General features: G+C 66.2%; 18 protein-coding genes. 3 read left to right on the top strand and 15 right to left on the bottom strand.

The genetic code is table 11. The features are described 5' to 3' along the window. From rsmH to argE, 14 genes are all read right to left on the bottom strand, one after another. Positions 1-927, bottom strand: a complete 927-nt coding sequence (gene rsmH / locus QTH97_RS10005; RefSeq protein ID WP_286567987.1) for a 16S rRNA (cytosine(1402)-N(4))-methyltransferase RsmH — start codon at positions 925-927, stop codon at positions 1-3. Between the two features lie 8 nt (positions 928-935). Next, a complete protein-coding gene (mraZ, locus tag QTH97_RS10000; RefSeq protein ID WP_286568307.1) occupies positions 936-1,364 on the bottom strand; it encodes a division/cell wall cluster transcriptional repressor MraZ in 429 nt (142 codons plus the stop codon). Positions 1,365-1,625: 261 nt separating this feature from the next. Further along, entirely contained in the window at positions 1,626-2,948 is a 1,323-nt protein-coding gene (hslU, locus tag QTH97_RS09995; RefSeq protein WP_286567986.1) for an ATP-dependent protease ATPase subunit HslU, read from the bottom strand. Positions 2,949-2,966: 18 nt separating this feature from the next. Continuing rightward, positions 2,967-3,515: an ATP-dependent protease subunit HslV gene (gene hslV / locus QTH97_RS09990; RefSeq protein ID WP_286567985.1), complete on the bottom strand. Its 549-nt coding sequence runs from the start codon at positions 3,513-3,515 to the stop codon at positions 2,967-2,969. 169 nt (positions 3,516-3,684) lie between these two features. Continuing rightward, positions 3,685-5,244, bottom strand: a complete 1,560-nt coding sequence (locus QTH97_RS09985) for an STAS domain-containing protein (protein WP_286567984.1) — start codon at positions 5,242-5,244, stop codon at positions 3,685-3,687. Positions 5,245-5,284: 40 nt separating this feature from the next. After that, entirely contained in the window at positions 5,285-5,956 is a 672-nt protein-coding gene (gene dksA / locus QTH97_RS09980) for an RNA polymerase-binding protein DksA (RefSeq protein WP_353655626.1), read from the bottom strand. A 489-nt stretch (positions 5,957-6,445) separates the two neighbouring features. Further along, positions 6,446-7,492: a CobW family GTP-binding protein gene (locus QTH97_RS09975; RefSeq protein ID WP_286567982.1), complete on the bottom strand. Its 1,047-nt coding sequence runs from the start codon at positions 7,490-7,492 to the stop codon at positions 6,446-6,448. Between the two features lie 82 nt (positions 7,493-7,574). Further along, a complete protein-coding gene (locus tag QTH97_RS09970; RefSeq protein WP_286567981.1) occupies positions 7,575-8,777 on the bottom strand; it encodes a class I SAM-dependent rRNA methyltransferase in 1,203 nt (400 codons plus the stop codon). Then, a complete protein-coding gene (locus tag QTH97_RS09965) occupies positions 8,774-9,772 on the bottom strand; it encodes a tyrosine recombinase XerC (RefSeq protein ID WP_444813411.1) in 999 nt (332 codons plus the stop codon). The genes QTH97_RS09970 and QTH97_RS09965 overlap by 4 nt, the downstream gene beginning before the upstream one ends. 108 nt (positions 9,773-9,880) lie before the next feature. Further along, a complete protein-coding gene (locus tag QTH97_RS09960; RefSeq protein ID WP_286567980.1) occupies positions 9,881-10,495 on the bottom strand; it encodes a YdcF family protein in 615 nt (204 codons plus the stop codon). After that, positions 10,492-11,181, bottom strand: a complete 690-nt coding sequence (locus QTH97_RS09955) for a DUF484 family protein (RefSeq protein WP_286567979.1) — start codon at positions 11,179-11,181, stop codon at positions 10,492-10,494. Before QTH97_RS09955 ends, QTH97_RS09960 begins: the two co-directional genes overlap by 4 nt. Then, on the bottom strand, positions 11,178-12,053 hold the full coding sequence (dapF, locus tag QTH97_RS09950; RefSeq protein ID WP_286567978.1) for a diaminopimelate epimerase: 876 nt from the start codon (positions 12,051-12,053) through the stop codon (positions 11,178-11,180). The genes QTH97_RS09955 and dapF overlap by 4 nt, the downstream gene beginning before the upstream one ends. Before the next feature lie 57 nt (positions 12,054-12,110). Beyond that, positions 12,111-13,310 carry a DUF445 domain-containing protein gene (locus QTH97_RS09945; RefSeq protein ID WP_286567977.1) on the bottom strand — a complete coding sequence of 400 codons (1,200 nt, stop codon included), beginning with the start codon at positions 13,308-13,310 and terminating at the stop codon, positions 12,111-12,113. Between the two features lie 20 nt (positions 13,311-13,330). Next, on the bottom strand, positions 13,331-14,539 hold the full coding sequence (gene argE, locus QTH97_RS09940; protein WP_286567976.1) for an acetylornithine deacetylase: 1,209 nt from the start codon (positions 14,537-14,539) through the stop codon (positions 13,331-13,333). A 109-nt stretch (positions 14,540-14,648) separates the two neighbouring features. Between argE and QTH97_RS09935 the strand changes: the two genes are divergently transcribed. Together QTH97_RS09935 and QTH97_RS09930 are read left to right on the top strand one after the other, a co-directional pair. Further along, complete coding sequence (locus tag QTH97_RS09935; RefSeq protein ID WP_286567975.1) at positions 14,649-15,881, top strand: M20 aminoacylase family protein; 1,233 nt, start codon at positions 14,649-14,651, stop codon at positions 15,879-15,881. Next, positions 15,878-16,978, top strand: coding sequence for a M14 family metallopeptidase (locus QTH97_RS09930; protein WP_286567974.1), 1,101 nt, complete (start codon positions 15,878-15,880; stop codon positions 16,976-16,978). Before QTH97_RS09935 ends, QTH97_RS09930 begins: the two co-directional genes overlap by 4 nt. 6 nt (positions 16,979-16,984) lie before the next feature. Here the strand turns inward: QTH97_RS09930 and QTH97_RS09925 are convergent, their stop codons facing one another. Beyond that, positions 16,985-17,758: a type III pantothenate kinase gene (locus QTH97_RS09925; protein ID WP_286567973.1), complete on the bottom strand. Its 774-nt coding sequence runs from the start codon at positions 17,756-17,758 to the stop codon at positions 16,985-16,987. 117 nt (positions 17,759-17,875) lie between these two features. On the opposite strand from QTH97_RS09925, the gene lysM reads away from it, so the two are divergent. Continuing rightward, positions 17,876-18,337 carry a peptidoglycan-binding protein LysM gene (gene lysM, locus QTH97_RS09920; protein WP_286567972.1) on the top strand — a complete coding sequence of 154 codons (462 nt, stop codon included), beginning with the start codon at positions 17,876-17,878 and terminating at the stop codon, positions 18,335-18,337. Positions 18,338-18,544 lie beyond the last annotated feature (207 nt).

Here is an 18,544-nt window from a genome sequence, read left to right as displayed (position 1 = left end):
TCAACCCACCTCGGGTGTGCGCTCGGCCACGCGCAGGATCGCGCTGCGCGAACGCGGATTGCCATCCACCTCGGCCTGCGAGGGCTTGATGCGCCCGAGGGCACGCAGTTTCATCGCTTTCGGCACGGCAAACGGCGCGCGGCGGTCGTAGACCTCGCGCGAATGCTTCGCGATGAACTGCTTCACGATGCGATCTTCCAGCGAGTGGAAGCTGATCACAGCGAGACGGCCTTGGGGTTGCAACACGGACAGACTCGCTTCTAGCGCCTGTTGCAGCTCTTCAAGCTCGGCGTTGATGAAAATCCGAAGAGCCTGAAATGTGCGCGTTGCAGGGTTCTGGCCCGGCTCGCGGGTTTTGACCGTGCCAGCCACGAGCTCGGCCAGCTCGGCGGTGGTTGAAACTGGGCTCCGTTCTTGTCGGCGAGCAACAATCGCCTTTGCAATCTGAACAGCAAACCGTTCTTCGCCATAGTCACGAATCACCTCCGCAATCTGCTGTGTTTCGGCCGTCGCCAGCCACTCGGCCACGCTCTCGCCGCGCGTGGTGTCCATGCGCATGTCGAGCGGGCCGTCGAAACGAAAAGAAAAACCCCGTGCGGGGTTGTCGATCTGGGGAGAGCTGACACCGAGGTCCATCAGGAGACCTGACACACTCGCTGGCGGCAATTCCCCCAGGTCCTTGAATCCCTGGTGGCGGATGGAAAAACGCGCATCCTCGATGCGCGCTGCTTCGGCCACCGCTTCCGCGTCCTTGTCGAACGCAATCAGCCGGCCCGAAGGCCCCAGCCTTTCCAGGATCGCGCGGCTGTGGCCGCCGCGTCCGAAGGTCGCATCCACGTAGGTGCCGGTGACGTCCGAGCCTTCGGGAAAGAGCGCTTCCACCGCTTCGTTCAACAAGACGGTCGTATGAATCCATGGCTGTTCCACGTCGGGCCTCAGAACGAAAAGTCCTGGAACACATCAGGCATTTCGCCTTGGGTGGCTTCTGCTTCCTTGGCGTCGTAGGTGGCCTTGTCCCAGAGCTCGAAATGGTTGCCCATGCCGAGCAGCAGCGCGTCGCGGCTGATACCGGCGGCAGTGCGCAGTTCGGGCGACACGAGCACGCGGCCGGTGCCATCCATTTCGACGTCCATGGCGTTGCCGAGAAAGACGCGCTTCCACCACTGTGCCGACATTGGAAGTGCCGCGATGCGCTCGCGAAATTTCTCCCACTCGGGACGGGGGAACACCATCAGGCAACCGTGGGGATGCTTGGTGATCGTGAGCTGGCCGCCTGCGGTGGCGCTCAGGACGTCACGATGCCGGGTCGGCACGGAGAGCCGACCTTTGGCATCGAGACTGAGCGATGAAGCGCCTTGAAACACGAACACGAGACCCCGGTGGTGGGATGCGTCGCGTACCCAAAACAGGCACTGCTCGACACTTTTTCCCACTTAACTGCACTTTTTTGCACTGTAGCAGGAAACGTCTACTGCGCAACGGCAGGTCGCGGGAATTTTTTGTAATGGAATCAAGGACTTAGCGGTGTTTTTGCAACCGCCAAAAACCGAATCCCGTTGCAAATGAAGCACTTAGCTCACGCAATGAATGTGATGCGTGAACCGCCACTGAAGCAAGGACCTACATCAGAGGATGAATCGTGAAAGGTCTTCGTCGTGACTTAGTGCCGCGAGCCGCGCATCCACGTAGGCCGCATCGATGCGCACTGCCTCGCCGCCCAGCTTGGTGGCGCCGAAGCTCACCTCGTCGAGCAGGCGCTCCATGACCGTCGACAACCGGCGCGCGCCGATGTTCTCGGTGCGCTCGTTGACGTCGAAGGCAATGCTCGCGAGCCGCGTGATGCCCTCGGGCGTGAACTCCAGCGTCACGCCCTCCGTGGCCAGCAATGCCTGGTACTGCTTGACCAGCGATGCCTGCGTTTGCGTGAGGATGCTCTCGAAGTCGGCGACCGACAGGGATTGCAGCTCGACCCGGATCGGAAAGCGCCCCTGGAGTTCGGGAATCAGGTCGCTCGGCTTGCTCAGGTGGAAAGCGCCACTCGCGATGAAGAGGATGTGGTCGGTGCGGACCACGCCGTATTTCGTGCTCACGGCCGTGCCTTCGACCAGCGGCAGCAAGTCGCGCTGGACGCCCTGGCGCGACACGTCGGCGCCCTGCGCTTCGCTGCGCGTGGCGACCTTGTCGATCTCGTCGATGAAGACGATGCCGTTCTGCTCGGCGTTGTGGATGGCCTGGGCGCGGATCTCGTCCTCATTCACCAGCTTGGCGGCTTCCTCGTCGATCAGCAGGCGCATCGCCTCGGCGATCTTGAGCTTGCGCGTCTTGCGCTTGCCCTGTCCGAGCTGGCCGAACATGCCGCGCAGTTGTTCGGTCATTTCTTCCATGCCGGCCGGGCCCATGATCTCGAGCGGCGTGCGCGTGTCGGCGAGATCGATCTCGATCTCCTTGTCGTCGAGTTCGTGCTGGCGCAGCTTCTTGCGGAAGGCCTGCCGCGTGCTGTTGCTGCTGTCGGTCGCCGTGCCATCGACCGTGCGCGCCGGAGGCAGCAATACGTCGAGGATGCGTTCCTCGGCGCCGTCTTCAGCCCGCATGCGGACCTTGGCGCTTTCGGCCTCGCGCGTCTGCTTGACGGCAATCTCGGCCAGGTCGCGGACGATCGAATCGACGTCCTTGCCGACATAGCCCACCTCGGTGAACTTGGTCGCCTCGACCTTGATGAAGGGCGCGTCGGCCAGGCGCGCCAGGCGGCGAGCGATCTCGGTCTTGCCCACGCCGGTGGGGCCGATCATGAGGATGTTCTTGGGCGTGATCTCGGCACGCAGCTTTTCCTCGACCTGCTGGCGGCGCCAGCGATTGCGCAGCGCGATGGCAACGGCGCGCTTGGCGTCCGGCTGGCCGACGATGTGGCGGTCGAGCTCGGAGACGATTTCCTGGGGAGTCATGGACATGGGTTCACTCGATCCGTCTCACAGGGTTTCAATGGTGTGATGCATGTTGGTGTAAATGCAGAGCTCGCCCGCGATTTCCAGCGCCTTCTTGACGATCTGGTCGGCGGGCATCTCCGTATGGTCGACCAGCGCCTTGGCGGCGGCCTGCGCATAGGCACCGCCGGAGCCGATCGCGATGATGCCGTTCTCGGGCTCCAGCACGTCACCGTTGCCGGTGATGATCAGCGAGGTGGTCGCGTCAGCCACGGCCAGCATGGCCTCGAGGCGGCGCAGGACGCGGTCGGTGCGCCAGTCCTTGGTGAGTTCGATGGCGGCGCGCGCCAGATGGCCCTGATGCTTTTCGAGCTTGGCCTCGAAGCGTTCGAACAGCGTGAATGCGTCGGCCGTTGCGCCCGCAAAGCCGGCGAGCACCTTGCCGTGATAGAGGCGGCGCACCTTGCGCGCACTGCCCTTGATGACGATGTTGCCAAGGGTGACCTGGCCATCGCCGCCGATGGCCACCTGGTCGGCACCAGCGGCGGTCTTGCGGCGCACGCTGATGATGGTGGTTCCGTGAAATTGTTCCATGGGGCATTATCTCGCCCCCAGGCTGCCCACTTCGCGTGGCCGCACCCCCCGCCGGGGGCAATTCCGGCGGGCCGGCGAAGCCGGTTCCGCAGTATTCCTGGTGAGAATTCCGAACAGCCGCAGGACAGCGGAAGCCGCGCGGCCACACGAGGTGGCCGTGCCATGGGCGCTACTCTCTGATCTTGACGGTGGCGTGGTCGGCAATGCCGACCACGTTGAAGAAGGCCGCGATCAGGCGGTGCGCGTCGACGAACTGGAGGGCGTGGCCGCGCGCGTGGTGAGCGGTGACCCAGTTCAGGAGCGATCCTCCAGCGGCGAAATCGACTCGGACGAGGGCCGCGCAGGAAACGGTCGGCGTCGTTTCGCCGGTCAGCTCTTCATCAAGGCGCTGCCAGGTCGACAGCGCTTCGCCGATCAGATCGCCTGCGAGCACGGCCTGGCCGGCGCCGATGACGGGTACCGGTTCGGGTTCATCACGGCTGGCCGAGAGCGAAAAGCTCGGGGCGGCCGGCCTGGCTCTGCCGGGGGCATCGAGCGTGGCGTAATCGCCCTTGGGGTCTTCCCAGGGCGGCGGCGACACCTCGTAGGTGATGCAGTAGTTAAGCGCCAGCAGTTCGAACTCGTCGGCACGGTGCATCACGCGCAACGCCGCCATGTGCAGTTGCCACCAGACGGCATCGACGCTGCGGTCGTTGGCCGGCGTGGCTTCGGCCAGGACCAGCAGCAACTGGTCCGCCGCGGCAAAGCGCAGCTGGACGGTCGAATCCGCCCAATGCGTGAACAGGGCACGCAACGGGCCGGCCGCATCGCCCTCGATGGCTTGGAGGGCGCTCCAGTCGAGTTTCCAGGAAGGGCCAGCGGCGCCGAGCGCGCGCGTGAGGCCCATCAATCCCTCGCGGGTGAGGCGCGGTGGGCTCGACCAGTCAGCGTCACCCGCCGCCGGAGGATCGGCGGGCCGGACCTGGGCAGCGACCGATGCGCGGACCGTGTTCGCCAGGGCGCGGAACGAAACCCATTCGGGCGCCGCGCGCTTCATGCGCTGCGCATATCGCGTGCTGGCGGCGACGAACTTCTCGGCGTCACCGGTCGCGCAGTACAGGTCGAGCAAGGTGCGCCACGTGTCGTCGTGTTCGTTGGTCGGGCTGTCCGGTGCGAGCGCCTGGAGCAGGATGGCTTCGGCACCGGCGTCATCGCCATGGGCAAAGCGGATCGACGCTTCCTCGACGGACCCGTCGTGCGCCGGTAGCTGGCCCTGTCCCGGGACGCCGCCCTGCGGCACGCCGGGCACTGTGTCGGCATAAGCACGCGCGTGCTGCGCGGCCATGTGCCCGCCCTCGGCCGGTGCGCCCTCGGCGTCCCCCTCGCTGCGGGCGCCGCGCGCCTTCCACCATTGCTGCGACATCTGCTCCTCGATCTCGTCGATCTTCTTGAGCGTGAGCGCCCGCCCCTCGGTCTTGCCGGAGGTGCTGCTGACGTTGAAGGAGGATGGCGTCGCGGCAGGACCACCCGCCGCCTCGCGCTGACGCAGCTTGCGCAGCATGTCGAACTCGCGGCGGCGCACGAAGTCGTTGCGCTGCCGCCGCTCGATCATTTCCTTGAGCATTTCACGGCTGTAGCCGTTTTCGAGGGTCGACGAGTCGTCGGCGTCGAGCTCGGACCAATCCTTGAGCGGATTGCGCACGAACTTCGCCACTTTGGACAGCAAGCGACCGGTTTCTTCCTTGGCCATGCTCAGTGTCTCCCTTCAGCCCTTGGTGTCGATGCCGGGATCAATCTCCGAACATCTTCTGTTTCAACTCGCGGCGCTGCTGGGCTTCCAGTGACAGCGTGGCGGTCGGGCGGGCCAGCAGGCGGCCGACGCCGATGGGCTCGCCGGTTTCGTCGCAGTAGCCGTAGTCGCCGGCGTCGATGCGCTGGATCGACTGCTCGATCTTCTTCAGCAGCTTGCGTTCGCGGTCGCGCGTGCGCAGTTCGAGCGCGTGCTCTTCCTCGATGGTGGCGCGGTCGGCCGGATCGGGCACGACCACGGTGTCCTCACGCAGATGCTCGGTCGTCTCGCCGGCGTTCTCGAGGATGCCGCGCTTGAGTTCCTGCAGCTTCAGGCGGAAGAACGCCATCTGCTTGTCGTTCATGTACTCCGAATCCGGCATCGCGATCACTTCGGCATCGGTCAGCTCTTCAGCCGATTTGGCCTTCCAGTTGTTGGCGAGCTTCGGGTCCTTCTTGACCGCGACCGGCGGCGGAGGCACCAGCGCATTCGAGGTGATCTGCACGAAGCTGGATTTGGCCGCGGTGGAAGCCACCGATTGCGGCATGGACGGCACGGTCAACTGCGACAGCCGCGACACGCGTCCACCGCGTGCGGGTGCAGGCGCGGTGGTGCTGGCGGTCGTGGGAGGTGTCGCCGTGGTGGAAGAAGAGGCGGCAGCCGTTTTTTTCATGGGAGTCGATGGTGCAGGTGGCGCGGCATGGGGGCCGGCCGGTGTGGATGACGAAGCGCTCGCGGTCGCCACCTTGGCCTTGCCTGGAGCAGGGACCTTCGTTGGCGCAGCGGGCTTGACGGGCTTTGCAGCGGAAACCTTCTTCGCCGCGGGCACAGCCTGCTTGGCAACCGACGTCTTCTTGACGGCCGGTTTCGGCGCGGGCTTGGCTTTGGCGGCAGGCTTCTTCACAGTGACTGGCTCCTTCGACGAACTCGAACGCACATTCAATGGGTGTCTTCCCCATGGAATCCACGTCGCCAGTCGGCGCCGCGGAGCCCATGTTGTCAGGGTGCTCGCCGATGGCGAACCCCGGGGTTATACCCCCGAATTCGGCCCAGAAACGCACACAGTCCTATGGCGTAAGTCACACTTCGTCCTTAAAGAAGAACGGGGCAGGCCTCCGCAACAGGCGCGCGATTGTATAGAGAACTCAAGCCACTCGGGGAATCAGACGAGACACTGGTCGAGACCCTGCTCCAGGATCTCGCGCGGCAGGTCGATTCCGATGAACACCATGCGGCTGTTGCGCTTTTCGTCGGGTGCCCAGGCGGGGCCCAGATCGCTGCCCATGAGCTGGTGCACGCCCTGGAAAATCACCTTGCGCTCTGTTCCCTGCATGTGCAGGACGCCCTTGTAGCGCAGCATGCGAGGACCGTAGATATTGACGATCGCGCCCAGGAAATCCTCGAGGCGGGCCGGATCGAAGGCACGGTCAGCGCGGTACACGAAGCTCTTGACGTCGTCGTCATGGTGGTGGTGATGCCCATGACCTTCTTGCGCGTGCGAAGGGTGGTCGCAATCCTCGCCATGCACGTGGTCATGGTCGTGCTCGTCTTCTTCCTTCAGGAAGTCCGGGTCGATGTCGAGCTTGGCATTGAGGTTGAAGCCGCGCAGGTCGAACACATCCTTGAGCGGCACCTCGCCGAAATGCACCTTCTGCTGCGGGGCGCGCGGATTCATGTGCTTCAGGCGATGGATCAGCGCCTCGGTTTCCTCGGTCGCGACCAGGTCGCTCTTGCTGATGAAGATCTGGTCGGCAAAGCCGACCTGGCGACGCGCTTCCTGGCGGTCGTTGAGTTGCTGGGGCGCATGCTTGGCGTCCACCAGCGTCAGGATCGAGTCCAGCAGGTAGCTTTCGGCGATCTCGTCGTCCATGAAGAAGGTCTGCGCGACGGGGCCCGGGTCGGCCAGGCCGGTGGTCTCGATCACGACACGGTCGAAGTCGAGAAGGCCCTTGCGCTTCTTGGCGGCCAGCAATTGCAGCGCCTCGCGCAGGTCCTCGCGGATCGTGCAACAGATGCAACCGTTGCTCATCTGGACGATCTGCTCCTTCGACTCGGTGACGAGGATGTCGTTGTCGATGTTCTCCTCGCCGAATTCGTTCTCGATCACGGCAATCTTCTGGCCGTGCGCCTCGCTCAGGATGCGCTTGAGGAGGGTCGTCTTGCCGGAGCCGAGGAAGCCGGTGAGGATGGTGGCGGGAATGAGGGCCATGGAGTGCTCCGGAGATCAGGATTCGGGGAAAGGCGGAAAGTTTAGCGATGGCGCCGCGGCCACGCTTCGGCAAGGTCAAACGCTATTTGCGCACCACGACGAGGCCTTTCAAGTACTCGCCCTCCGGAAACTCGATGGTCATGGGATGGTCGGGCGAAGCGCCAAGGCGCTCGGTGATGTAGCCGTCGACCCCCGCATCGATGCCTGCCGAGGCCACGATCTTGTGGAAGAGGTCGGCGCCGATGCCGCCGGAGCACGAGAAAGTGAGCAGATGCCCACCTGGCGACAGCAGTTTGAACGCCTGCCGGTTCAGGTCCTTGTAGGCCCGCGCGGCGCGCTCGGCATGCGCCACGGTGGGAGCGAACTTCGGCGGATCGAGCACGATGGCGTCGAAGGTGCGGCCCTCCTCGACGAAGCGGCGCAAGGTGGCATTGACGTCGGCATCGAGGAATTCCGTACGCGCGCCCTCGAAACCGTTGAGTGCCACGTGGGCACGGGCACGTTCCAGGGCCGGCAGCGATGAATCGATGGAAATCATCTCCGCGCCGTCGACCGCGCCCGCCGCCTTCAGCCCGGCCAGCGCGGCGACGGTGAAGCCGCCCGTGTAGCAGAAGCAGTTCAGCACGCGCCGGAAGCGGCGATGCGCGGCCAGTTCGGCAAAACGGTGGCGGCTGTCGCGCTGATCGAGGTAGAAACCGGTCTTGTGGCCCGTCGCGACGTCGAGCGTCAAGCGCCAGTCGTGTTCGCGGATGGTGATTTCGGTCGGGCCGTTGCCGCGCAACCAGCCCGTGACGGGCTTCAGGCCTTCGCGCTCCCGGCCGCTTGCATCGGATCGCTCATAGAGCTTCCCAAGCCCGGTCGCCGCCAGCAACGCATCGGCCAGCACGGCTTTCCAGCGTTCGGCGCCGGCCGAAAGAAACTGTGCCGCCAACGTGTCGCCATAGCGATCGACGATCAGGCCGGGCAAGCCATCCGCTTCGCCATGGATCAGGCGCACGCCGTCGCTCTGCAGATCGAACAGGCCGCGCGCCTCGACCGCGCTCTTGACCCGCGCCGCCAGGAATGCAGCATCGATGCGCTGTTTTTCATCGAAGCTCCACGCCCTGGCGCGGATCTTGGAGTGCGGGCTGAAGGCAGCCCAGGCGAGAAACTCGCCCTCGGCGGATTCGACACGCACCGTTTCGCCCGCATCGCCTCCGCCCTTCGCAATCGCGGATTCGAAGATCCACGGGTGGCGCCGCAACAGCGAGCGCTCCTTGCCGGACCGGAGGCGAAGATTCTTCATGGGGGCTTGCTCTTGTTCTTGCGGAGGGTCTCGGCGATCGGCGCACCCTCGTCGCGTGCCTGAGCGCGCGGATGCGCGGCGTCATAGGCCTTGGCGAGATGCTGGAAATCCAGCCGCGTGTAGACCTGCGTGGTCGAAATGTTGGCGTGGCCCAGCAGTTCCTGCACCGCGCGCAGGTCGCTGCTGGACTGCAGCACGTGGCTCGCGAACGAATGGCGCAGCATGTGCGGATGCACGGGAGCGTTCAGTCCGGCCTTGAGGCTGCGTCTCCGCAACCGGGTCCACACCGAATGCGCCGAGAAGCGCGTGCCGTTGCGGCCGATGAAGAGCGCCGCTGCGCTCTCCGGCTCGCGCAGCCGCGCGGTATCGAGCGCCGGACAGTCGTCGCGCACCGCGAGCCAGGCGCGCAGAGCCTCGGCCGCCTTTGCACCCAGCGGCACGATTCGGCGCTTGCTGCCCTTGCCCAGCACATTGGCTTCGCCGGCATCCAGGTCGACCCAGCCACGCGCCGTGGTACTGGCACGCGCGTCCAGCCCCGTCAACTCGCCGACCCGCAGGCCGCAGCCGTAGAGCAGCTCGACGATCGCCCGATCCCGAGCCTCGGCCCAGGGGTCGGCCTCGGCGTCGTGAAGGTCGGCCAACTGCACGGCCTCGTCGACCGCCAGCGCCTTCGGCAGCGGCCGGGCGGCCTTGGGCGCATGAACGTCCCGCACCGGGTTCGCGACCACCAGCCCTTCGTTGCCGAGCCAGCGGTAGAAGCTGCGCCAGCACGACAGCACCAGCGCGATGCCGCGCGACTCTCGCCCGGCACTGTGCAGCTGCGCCATCCAGCGGCGGATGTGCGCAGTCTGCACCCTGTCGAGCGCCAGCCCGGCAGCCGTCGCCTTCTCAGCCAGCGTCTTCAGATGGAAGGAATAAAGCTCGACCGTGCGAGGGGCAAGCCGCCGCTCCACCCGAACGTGCTCCAGATACCGGTCGATCAACTCCAAGCTCACGCGCCCTCTCCTTCCAGAAATACCGTGGAGCCGGCTCCGCCGGTCCGCCGGTATTGCCCCCAGCCAGGGGGTAGGCGGCCACACGAAGCGGGCAAACCCGGGGGCGTACTAGAAGTATCCATTGGCCGCATTGTTCGCGATGGCCAGAGGCTCGCGCAATGCGCCCTTGAAAGCCATGCCCCACCGCTGCCAGCATGAGGTCGGCGCGGCGGCGTACTGAACGTCGAAGGCCTGGTCGAAGCCCGACGCGCGCGCCAGCCGCTCGGCACGCCACAGGTGATAGGGCTCCGTGACGATGATCACGCTCTTCGCGCCCGCGGCCTTCAGCACGGCGCGCGACATCGAGAGGTTCTCGCGTGTCGAGGAGGACACCGGTTCGAGGATCAACGGGCCGGTGTAGCCCGACTCGCGTGCGTGGCGCTCCATGACTTCGGCCTCGATGCGGCCGTCTTCGCTGTCGATGCCGCCACTCAACACGAGGGCCCGCGCGCGGCCCGCGTTCGCCAGGGCGATGCCGGCGTCGACGCGGCCGGTCAGGCAGGGGTTGGGCTTGCCGTCGCGGTACGCCCGGTTGCCCAGGATCAAGGCCGCATCGGCAGCGCGCTGCGGCGGATGGTCGAGAAGCCGCAGCCCATGTCGCCAGATCATGGCGTGGATGGCTGCGTAGCCCAGCAGCAGGACCAGCAGTGCGCCGATCAGCGAGCGCCGGACCGCGGGGCTCAAGACCGTAGCCGCGAAAGAGCGCCCGAGGCGAGTTCGGCGATGCGCTCCAGGAAGTCGGTGCCCATCTCGGGATTGAAGCGCTGGGCGTCGGGCGACGCGAGCACGAGCAGGCCGAAAGCTGGCGCGTCGGCTTCCTGCCGCAGCGGGATCAAGGCGATCGACACCGCGGCGTGCGGCTCGGCCAGCCAGTTGGCCGCCTCGAAGCCGGCGTTCAAGCCGCAATAGGGGGCCGTCAACGACGTTGCGAGGGTCTTCACGTCGTCGCTGACCCATTGGGCATAGGACTCGTCCAGATAGGCGCTGTCGCAGTCCCAGATCTTGATTGCGGTCTGCGGAACGAGGAACAGCGACTGCAACTGGGATGCAATCTGGGTCGGCAGTCCGCGCGGATCGCGCGTGGTCAACAGTCCGCGCGTCCAGCGCTGCAGTCGGTCGGCCGTGACCACGTTTTCGGTGCCGTGGCGCACCATGTCCATCACGCGGTGCTCCAGCGCTTTTATCTTCTCGCGGAGCATTTCGGCCTGGCGTTCCTGCAGGCTCACGGCGCGGTTGCCGTGCGGGCTGGTGAGTTGCACCTGCGCCAGCAACTGCGCGTGGCGCTCGAAGAAGTCCGGCGTGTTCGACAGGTAGTTGGCGATATCGTCTTCGGTGATGGGGTTCATGGCGTTCTGGTTGTAATGATTCATGGCTGGTCCGGCACCTCGATGTCGCCTTCGAACACAGTGACGGCGGGGCCGGTCATCAGCACCGGCGCGCCGTCGCCGGCCCATTCGATGGTGAGAAGGCCGCCGCGCGTCTGGACGTCGACCCGCGGATCGAGCAGGCCGAGCCGGATGCCCGCCACCACGGCGGCGCAGGCGCCGGTGCCGCAGGCCAGCGTTTCGCCGGCGCCGCGCTCGAAGACCCGCAGGCGCACATGCGAGCGGTCGACCACCTGCATGAAGCCGGCGTTGACCCGCTGCGGAAAGCGCGGATGGTGCTCGATCAGCGGGCCCTGGGTTGCGACCGGCGCGGTGTCGACGTCGTCGACGATCTGCACGGCGTGCGGATTGCCCATCGACAGGACGGCCACCGAGACGATGGCGGTGCCCGCGCGGGTGCCCATGGCCAGGTGCCATTTCTCCCACGCACCTTCGGGCTGAGGATCGAGGCCGGCGGTGTCGAAGGGCACGCGGGCGGGCTCGAAGATGGGCGCGCCCATGTCGACCGTCACGCGGCCGTCGGCGCCCATGCGCGGTTCGATCACGCCGGAGAGGGTCTGCACGCGCACCGTGTCCTTGGGTGTCAGCCCTTGCTCGCGCACGAAGCGCATGAAGCAGCGTGCGCCGTTGCCGCACTGCTCGACCTCGCCGCCGTCGGCGTTGTGGATCACGTACTGGAAGTCGATGCCTTCGCCCGGCGAGGGCCGCACGGTGAGGATCTGGTCGGCGCCCACGCCGAAGTGGCGGTCGGCCAGGAAACGGTATTGCGCCGTGCCCAGGCCGAGCGTGCCGCGGGTTTCGTCCAGCACGACGAAGTCGTTGCCGGCGCCTTGCATCTTGGTGAAGCGGATTCGCATCGCGGGATTATCCGCTGCGTCCATCACGCCGGCTGGCGTCGGTGCGGCCTTCCGCGGCTACCCCTTCCAGACCTGCGTGGCGGCATGGATCGCCAGGCCGACCAACCCGCCCACCAGCGTCCCGTTCACCCGGATGAACTGCAAATCCCTCCCGATGTTCAGTTCCAGCTCGCGGGTCATTTCGTCGGCATTCCATTCCGCGACCCGCTCGACGATGTAGCGGCGGATGTCCTCTCGATAGCGTTCGATCGCGCGCGGCGCGGCGTCGACGATCTGCTCGTTGATCCAGCGCCGCATGGCCTGGTCGGCCCGCAGCCGTGCACCCATGGCGCCGGCCATCGCGACGATGCGCTGGCGAATGCTCGAATCGCTCTTCGCCAGGTCATCGTGCAGCCATTCGAGCATCTCGCTCCAGAGACCGTGCAGGTAGTCGCCCAGCGCCGGGTGCGCCTGCAGGTCCGCGCGGATGGCCTCGCCACGCCGCTGGAACTCGGGGTCGGTCTTGAGGCGGTCGACGAATCCGGCCATGAAGGTGTCGAAGCGCAGCCGCAGGGGATGCGCGGGCTCGGCCGCCATGTCACTGATCGTGCGCGCCACCGCGGCAATGATCTTGCGGGTCGCGAGCTTGGCGGCGACCTGGTCCAGCCCCACGTAGCGCAGCGCCTTGACCTCGCGCGCGATCGCCTCGGTAATGCGTTCCTGCACCTCGTCGCCCTCGACCACGCCAGCCACCTGCACCAGCACGTCGTCGAGCAAGGCCTGGTGCCGGCCGCCCGCCGTCAGGGCGTCGAGGGCCTGGCCGGCGAGGCGCGACACGTCGACCTGTTCCAGCCCCGCCGTCGCCATGCGCCCGAGGAAGTCGCGGACCCGCGTGTCGTCGAAGGCGCTCAGCCCGTAGCGGACCGCGGCCACCAGATGCTCCCCGAGTTTCTCCGCGCGGTCAGGGCGCGAGAGCCAATCCGCGAGCCTGCCGGCCGGGTCGACCTGCTCCAGCTTGGCCAGCACTTGCGGCGTGCTCAGGAAGTTGTTGCAGATGAAACCGGCGAGCTTGGCCCCGATCCGGTCCTTGTTGGCCGGAATGATCGCCGTGTGCGGTATCGGCAGCCCCAACGGATGGCGGAACAGCGCCACGACGGCAAACCAGTCGGCAATCGCGCCGACCATGGCCGCCTCCGCGAAAGCAGCGACGTAACCCCACCCGGCATGCCTGGGTTCGAGCGCCGTCGCCACCGCGTAGAGCAGCGCTGCGGCGCACAACAGGCCCAGTGCAATCCTTTTCAGCGGATTTCCTTCGTCTTCGCCAAGCCTTGAAGGAACTCCTCGCAGCGCGCCAGTTGCGCGAGCGTGACGTACTCATCCGGCTGGTGCGCCTGCGTGATGCTCCCGGGGCCGCACACCACGGTCGGGATGCCGGCATTCTTGAAGAGCCCCGCCTCGGTGCCGAAGGCAACCAGCGTGGTGCGCGGCTCCCCGGCCAGTCGCTGTGCCAGCCGCGTCACTGGCTCGTTCTCGGAGCTCAGGAAGCTCGGGATCTCGCAGATGGTCTCGAAGCTGAAGCCGGCATCCGGTGCGATCTTCTTCATCGCGGCCTCCGTGCGACTCGCGTAGCTCGTGACCTCTTTCTGCATCTGCGCGGCATCTGCCGTGGGAAGGTTGCGGAATTCGTAGCGGAACTCCGCATCGCGAGGCACCACGTTGTCTGCGATGCCGCCGTGGAACTGGCCCACGCTGGCCGTGCTGAAGGGCACGTCGAACCCCGCATAGCGCGGTTCGTCGCGTTCGAATCCCTCGGCCATGTCGCGCAGCTTGCCGACCACGCGTGCCGCCATCTCGATCGCATTGACCGATTGCGGCGTGAGCGACGAATGCGCCTCCTTGCCGCGCACGCAGCACTTGTAGCGGTAGACCCCCTTGTGCGCGATCGCCGGCACCATGAGCGTCGGCTCGCCAATGATGCAGGCCAGCGGCTTGATGCCCTGGTCCTTCATGTCGGCAATCAGTTCCCGCACGCCGAAACAGCCGACTTCCTCGTCGTAGCTGAAGGCAAAGTGCACCGCGAAAGGCGAATCGCTTTCGATGAAGCGCTCCGCATTGGCCAGCGCCAGCGCGATGAAGCTCTTCATGTCGGCCGCCCCCCGGCCGTAGAGCCTGGGCTCGACATGGGCGACTTCGGCATCTGCATCGTCCTGCGGCCAGTCCTGCACGATCGCCGAGAGCGGATCGACGCTCCACTCCTGCCCGTCCCACGGCACCGTGTCGGTATGGCCCGAGACGATCACGCCCGCCTTCTTGCCGGCACCCAGCGTGGCGAAGAGATTGGCCTTGGTCTTGTCGGCGTTGTAGGTGAGCCGGCTTCGCACGCCGAGCCCGGCCAGGTGGTCGCGGGCGAAGTCGATCAGCTCCAGGTTGCTGTGGGCGCTCACGGTGTTCATGCGCACGAGCGTCTGCGCGAGTTCGAGGCTGCGGGGGGAAAGCACATGGGACATGCGGGGCATTGTCCGGGAAGTTCGCGATGACGCGCCAGCGTCGCCAATGCGGCAAACTCGCAGGGCACGATCTTTGCGGGCACTCCCCGCAAAGCCTAGACTCTTGCCCATGAAACTCATCGATTCCCTCGTCACCCAGGCGGCCGGCATCGCCGCAGTTCGACGCGATCTGCACGCCCATCCCGAACTCTGCTTCCAGGAAGTCCGCACCGCCGACGTGGTGGCGGCCAAGCTCACGGAATGGGGCATCCCGATCCACCGGGGGCTGGGCACCACCGGTGTCGTCGGCATCGTCAGGAACGGCACCAGCAGCCGCGCCGTCGGCCTGCGCGCCGACATGGATGCGCTGCCCGTCACCGAGCTCAACACCTTCGCGCACGCGAGCAAGCACCACGGCAAGATGCACGCCTGCGGCCACGACGGCCACACGGCCATGCTGCTCGCGGCGGCGCAGCATCTGGCGAAGCACCGCAATTTCGACGGCACGGTCTACCTGATCTTCCAGCCTGCCGAGGAAGGCGGGGGCGGTGCGCGCGAGATGGTCAAGGAAGGGCTGTTCGAACAGTTCCCGATGGACGCCGTCTTCGGCATGCACAACTGGCCCGGCATGAAGGCCGGCCAGTTCGCGGTCAGCCCCGGCCCGGCCATGGCGTCGAGCAACGAGTTCACCATCACGATCCGCGGCAAGGGCGGCCATGCTGCGCTGCCGCACACGGGCATCGATCCGGTGCCCGTGGCGTGTGAGATGGTGCAGGCCTTCCAGACCATCATCACGCGCAACAAGAAGCCGACCGATGCCGGCGTGATCTCGGTCACCATGATCCATGCGGGCGAGGCCAACAACGTGATCCCCGACAGCTGCGAGCTCAAGGGCACGGTGCGCACCTTCACGCTCGAAGTGCTCGACCTGATCGAGGCGCGCATGAAGAAGATCGCCGAGCACGTGAGCGCCGCCCACGACGCGGAGTGCGACTTCCACTTCCACCGCAACTACCCGCCGACCATCAACACCGCCGACGAAGCGAATTTCGCGCGCCGCGTGATGGCGGGCATCGTCGGCGAGGACAACGTGCTGGTGCAGGAGCCCGCCATGACGGCCGAGGACTTCGCCTTCATGCTGCTGGCCAAGCCGGGCGCCTACGCCTTCATCGGCAACGGCGACGGCAGCCACCGCGATCTGCACCACGGAGGCGGCCCGTGCATGTTGCACAACGCAAGCTACGACTTCAACGACGACCTGATCCCCTTGGGCGCGACCTGCTGGGTGCAACTGGCCGAGCAGTTTCTCGACACGCCGAATGGCTCGAACGGCCCGAAGGGTCCGGAAAAGGCCGCGGCATGATCGGCGTCGGCGAGGCTTTCTCGTCCCGCTATCTGCTTGCGCGGCAGAAGTTCCTGCGGGCCTGCGCGAGCACCGGCCTCGCCGTTCGCTCGCATGTCCATCCCCTGAAAGGGCGTGATGGCGAGGAACTGGCGATGGACGTCGCCCTGGACGGCAACCCCGATGCAGAGCGCCTGCTGATCTTGACCAGCGCCTGCCACGGCGTCGAAGGCTATTGCGGCAGCGGCGTGCAGGTCTTTGCCCTGCACGACGACGAATGGCGCGACAAGGCGCGCGACCAGGGCGTCGCGGTCCTGTATGTGCACGCGCTGAATCCTCACGGCTTTTCACATGGACGTCGCGTGACGCACGAGAACGTCGATCTCAACCGCAACTTCTTCGATTTCGACGAGCCCTTGCCCGTCAACGAGCCCTACGCCAGCCTGCATGCCCTGTTGCTGCCGGCCGAATGGCCGCCCACCGCGGAGAACCAGGCGGCCATTGGCTCCTGGATCGAGCAGCACGGCGCGGTCGCCTTTCAGGCGGCTGTGACGCGCGGGCAGTACCAGTTCGAGGATGGACTCTTCTTTGGCGGCAACGCGCCGACATGGAGCAACAAGACGCTGCGCGACGTGCTGCGCACGCAGGCGCAATCCGCGCGCCAGCTCGCTTGGATCGACCTGCACACGGGACTGGGCCCGAACGGGATCGGCGAACGCATCTTTTCGTGCAAGGACGACAAGGCGGCCTACGCGCGGGCCAACGCGTGGTGGGGCACGCCGGCTGCGCCAGTGACGTCCATCTACGACGGCTCTTCGACGTCCGCTTTCCTCACCGGACTGATGTGGAATTCGGTGTATGAAGAGTGCCCGCGGGCCGAATACACCGGCATTGCGCTGGAATACGGAACCGTGCCCGTCATGGAGGTGATGGGTGCGCTGCGCGCGGACCACTGGCTGCACCAGCATCCCGAGGCGCCGGAGGCATTGGCGGCATCGATTCGCGCACGAATGCTGGAGGCGTTCTACACGGACAGCGATGCCTGGCGCGGACAGATCATCAGCCAGGCGCGGCAGGCGATGTTCCAGGCGGTGGACGGCCTCTCCGCAACGGCGTGATGCCGATCAGCCGGGAAGCATGCGCTCTTCGGCAATCACGAGCAGGCCGTCCATGATCAGCCCGTCCACGAGTTCGAAATCGCCATTCATGCTCGGCGCCATCTTCCACCCTGCCCCGCCGGTCATGTAGCACGCCGGCTCGGCGCCGCAATGCGCGCGCACGTGCTGAACCATGCGCTCGACCGCGCCGGCAATCGCATAGGTGCCGCCGCTGGTCAGGGCATCGCTGGTATTCGTCGGAAACTCGCGCACGTCGCCCGTCGGCACGTGCAGGCCTGCCGTGCCGGATTCCAGCGCCCGCAGCATGATCCCGTGGCCCGGCAGGATGAATCCGCCAAGAAACCTTCCGTTGGTGTCGACAGCCTCCACCGTGACGGCGGTCCCGATCATCACCACCACCATGGGGCGAGCGGGCCCCTGGGTGAGCATGCGGTGGCGCGCGCCGATCATCGCGACCCAGCGATCGGCGCCCAGGCGCGTCGGATGGTCGTAGCCATTGACGATGCCGGCTTCCGCCAGGCTGGACACCACCCATCGCGGCGAGCAGTCGAAGCGCTCGACCAACTGCTCTTCGGCGCGCCGCCGCACGGCGTCGCCCGCCACCACGCAGCCGAGCATCGACGTCGGCGCTGGCAGGTCGGCCCAAGGCCCTTCTGCGAGCCGCTCGATGTGGTCCAGGAACTCGGCCCCGTGCGCGAGCAACGCAGCGCCCGGCCGCGCCACATCGTAGAGGGACCACTTGAGACGGGTGTTACCGATGTCGATCGCGAGGAATGCCATGCGCGGCATTATTGCGAGTTGTGCTTACGGCCGCTTGCATATGCGGGCCGCCGTCCGGCAAGGACCGTCATCTTCCGCGGTTAAAGTGGCCCTTCCAAAATCATTCAAGGAGTAACCATGGGTTTGCTAAGTTTCATCAAGGAAGCGGGCGAGAAACTGTTCGGCGGTTCCACCGCACACGCAGCGGAACCTGATGCGAACAAGGTGGCCGCAGACGCCATCAAGACCTACATCGAGACCCAGAACCTCGGCCTCACGAACCTCGCGGTGGAATACGTCGCGACCAGCGGCGTGGTCACGCTGTCAGGCAACGCGCCTTCGCAGGAAGCCAGCGAGAAAGCCTCGCTCGCGGCAGGCAACGTCGCCAACGTCACGCAGGTCGACAACAACCTGGTCGCACCGGCAGCAGAGCCCGCGCAGTATCACGACGTGGTGCGCGGCGACACGCTCTCGGCCATCTCCAAGAAGTACTACGGCGACGCCAACAAGTACAACGCGATCTTCGAGGCCAACAAGCCGATGCTGAGCCATCCGGACAAGATCTATCCCGGCCAGAAGCTACGCATTCCGAAACTCTGAACTCGCCCCCAGGCTTGCTCACTTCGTGTAGCCGCCCACCCCCTGCCGGGGGCAACACCTGCGGCCCGGCGAAGTCGGCTCCGCGGTGTTACTGAGCTCGCCCCCAGGCTTGCTCACTTCGTGTAGCCGCCCACCCCCTGCCGGGGGCAACACCTGCGGCCCGGCGAAGCCGGCTCCGCGGTGTTACTGAGCTCGCCCCCAGGCTTG

Source organism: Variovorax gracilis, from assembly GCF_030317115.1.
GTDB lineage: Bacteria > Pseudomonadota > Gammaproteobacteria > Burkholderiales > Burkholderiaceae_C > Variovorax > Variovorax gracilis.
Note: the sequence above shows the minus strand (reverse complement) of the source record. Positions and strands in the feature narration are given on the sequence as shown.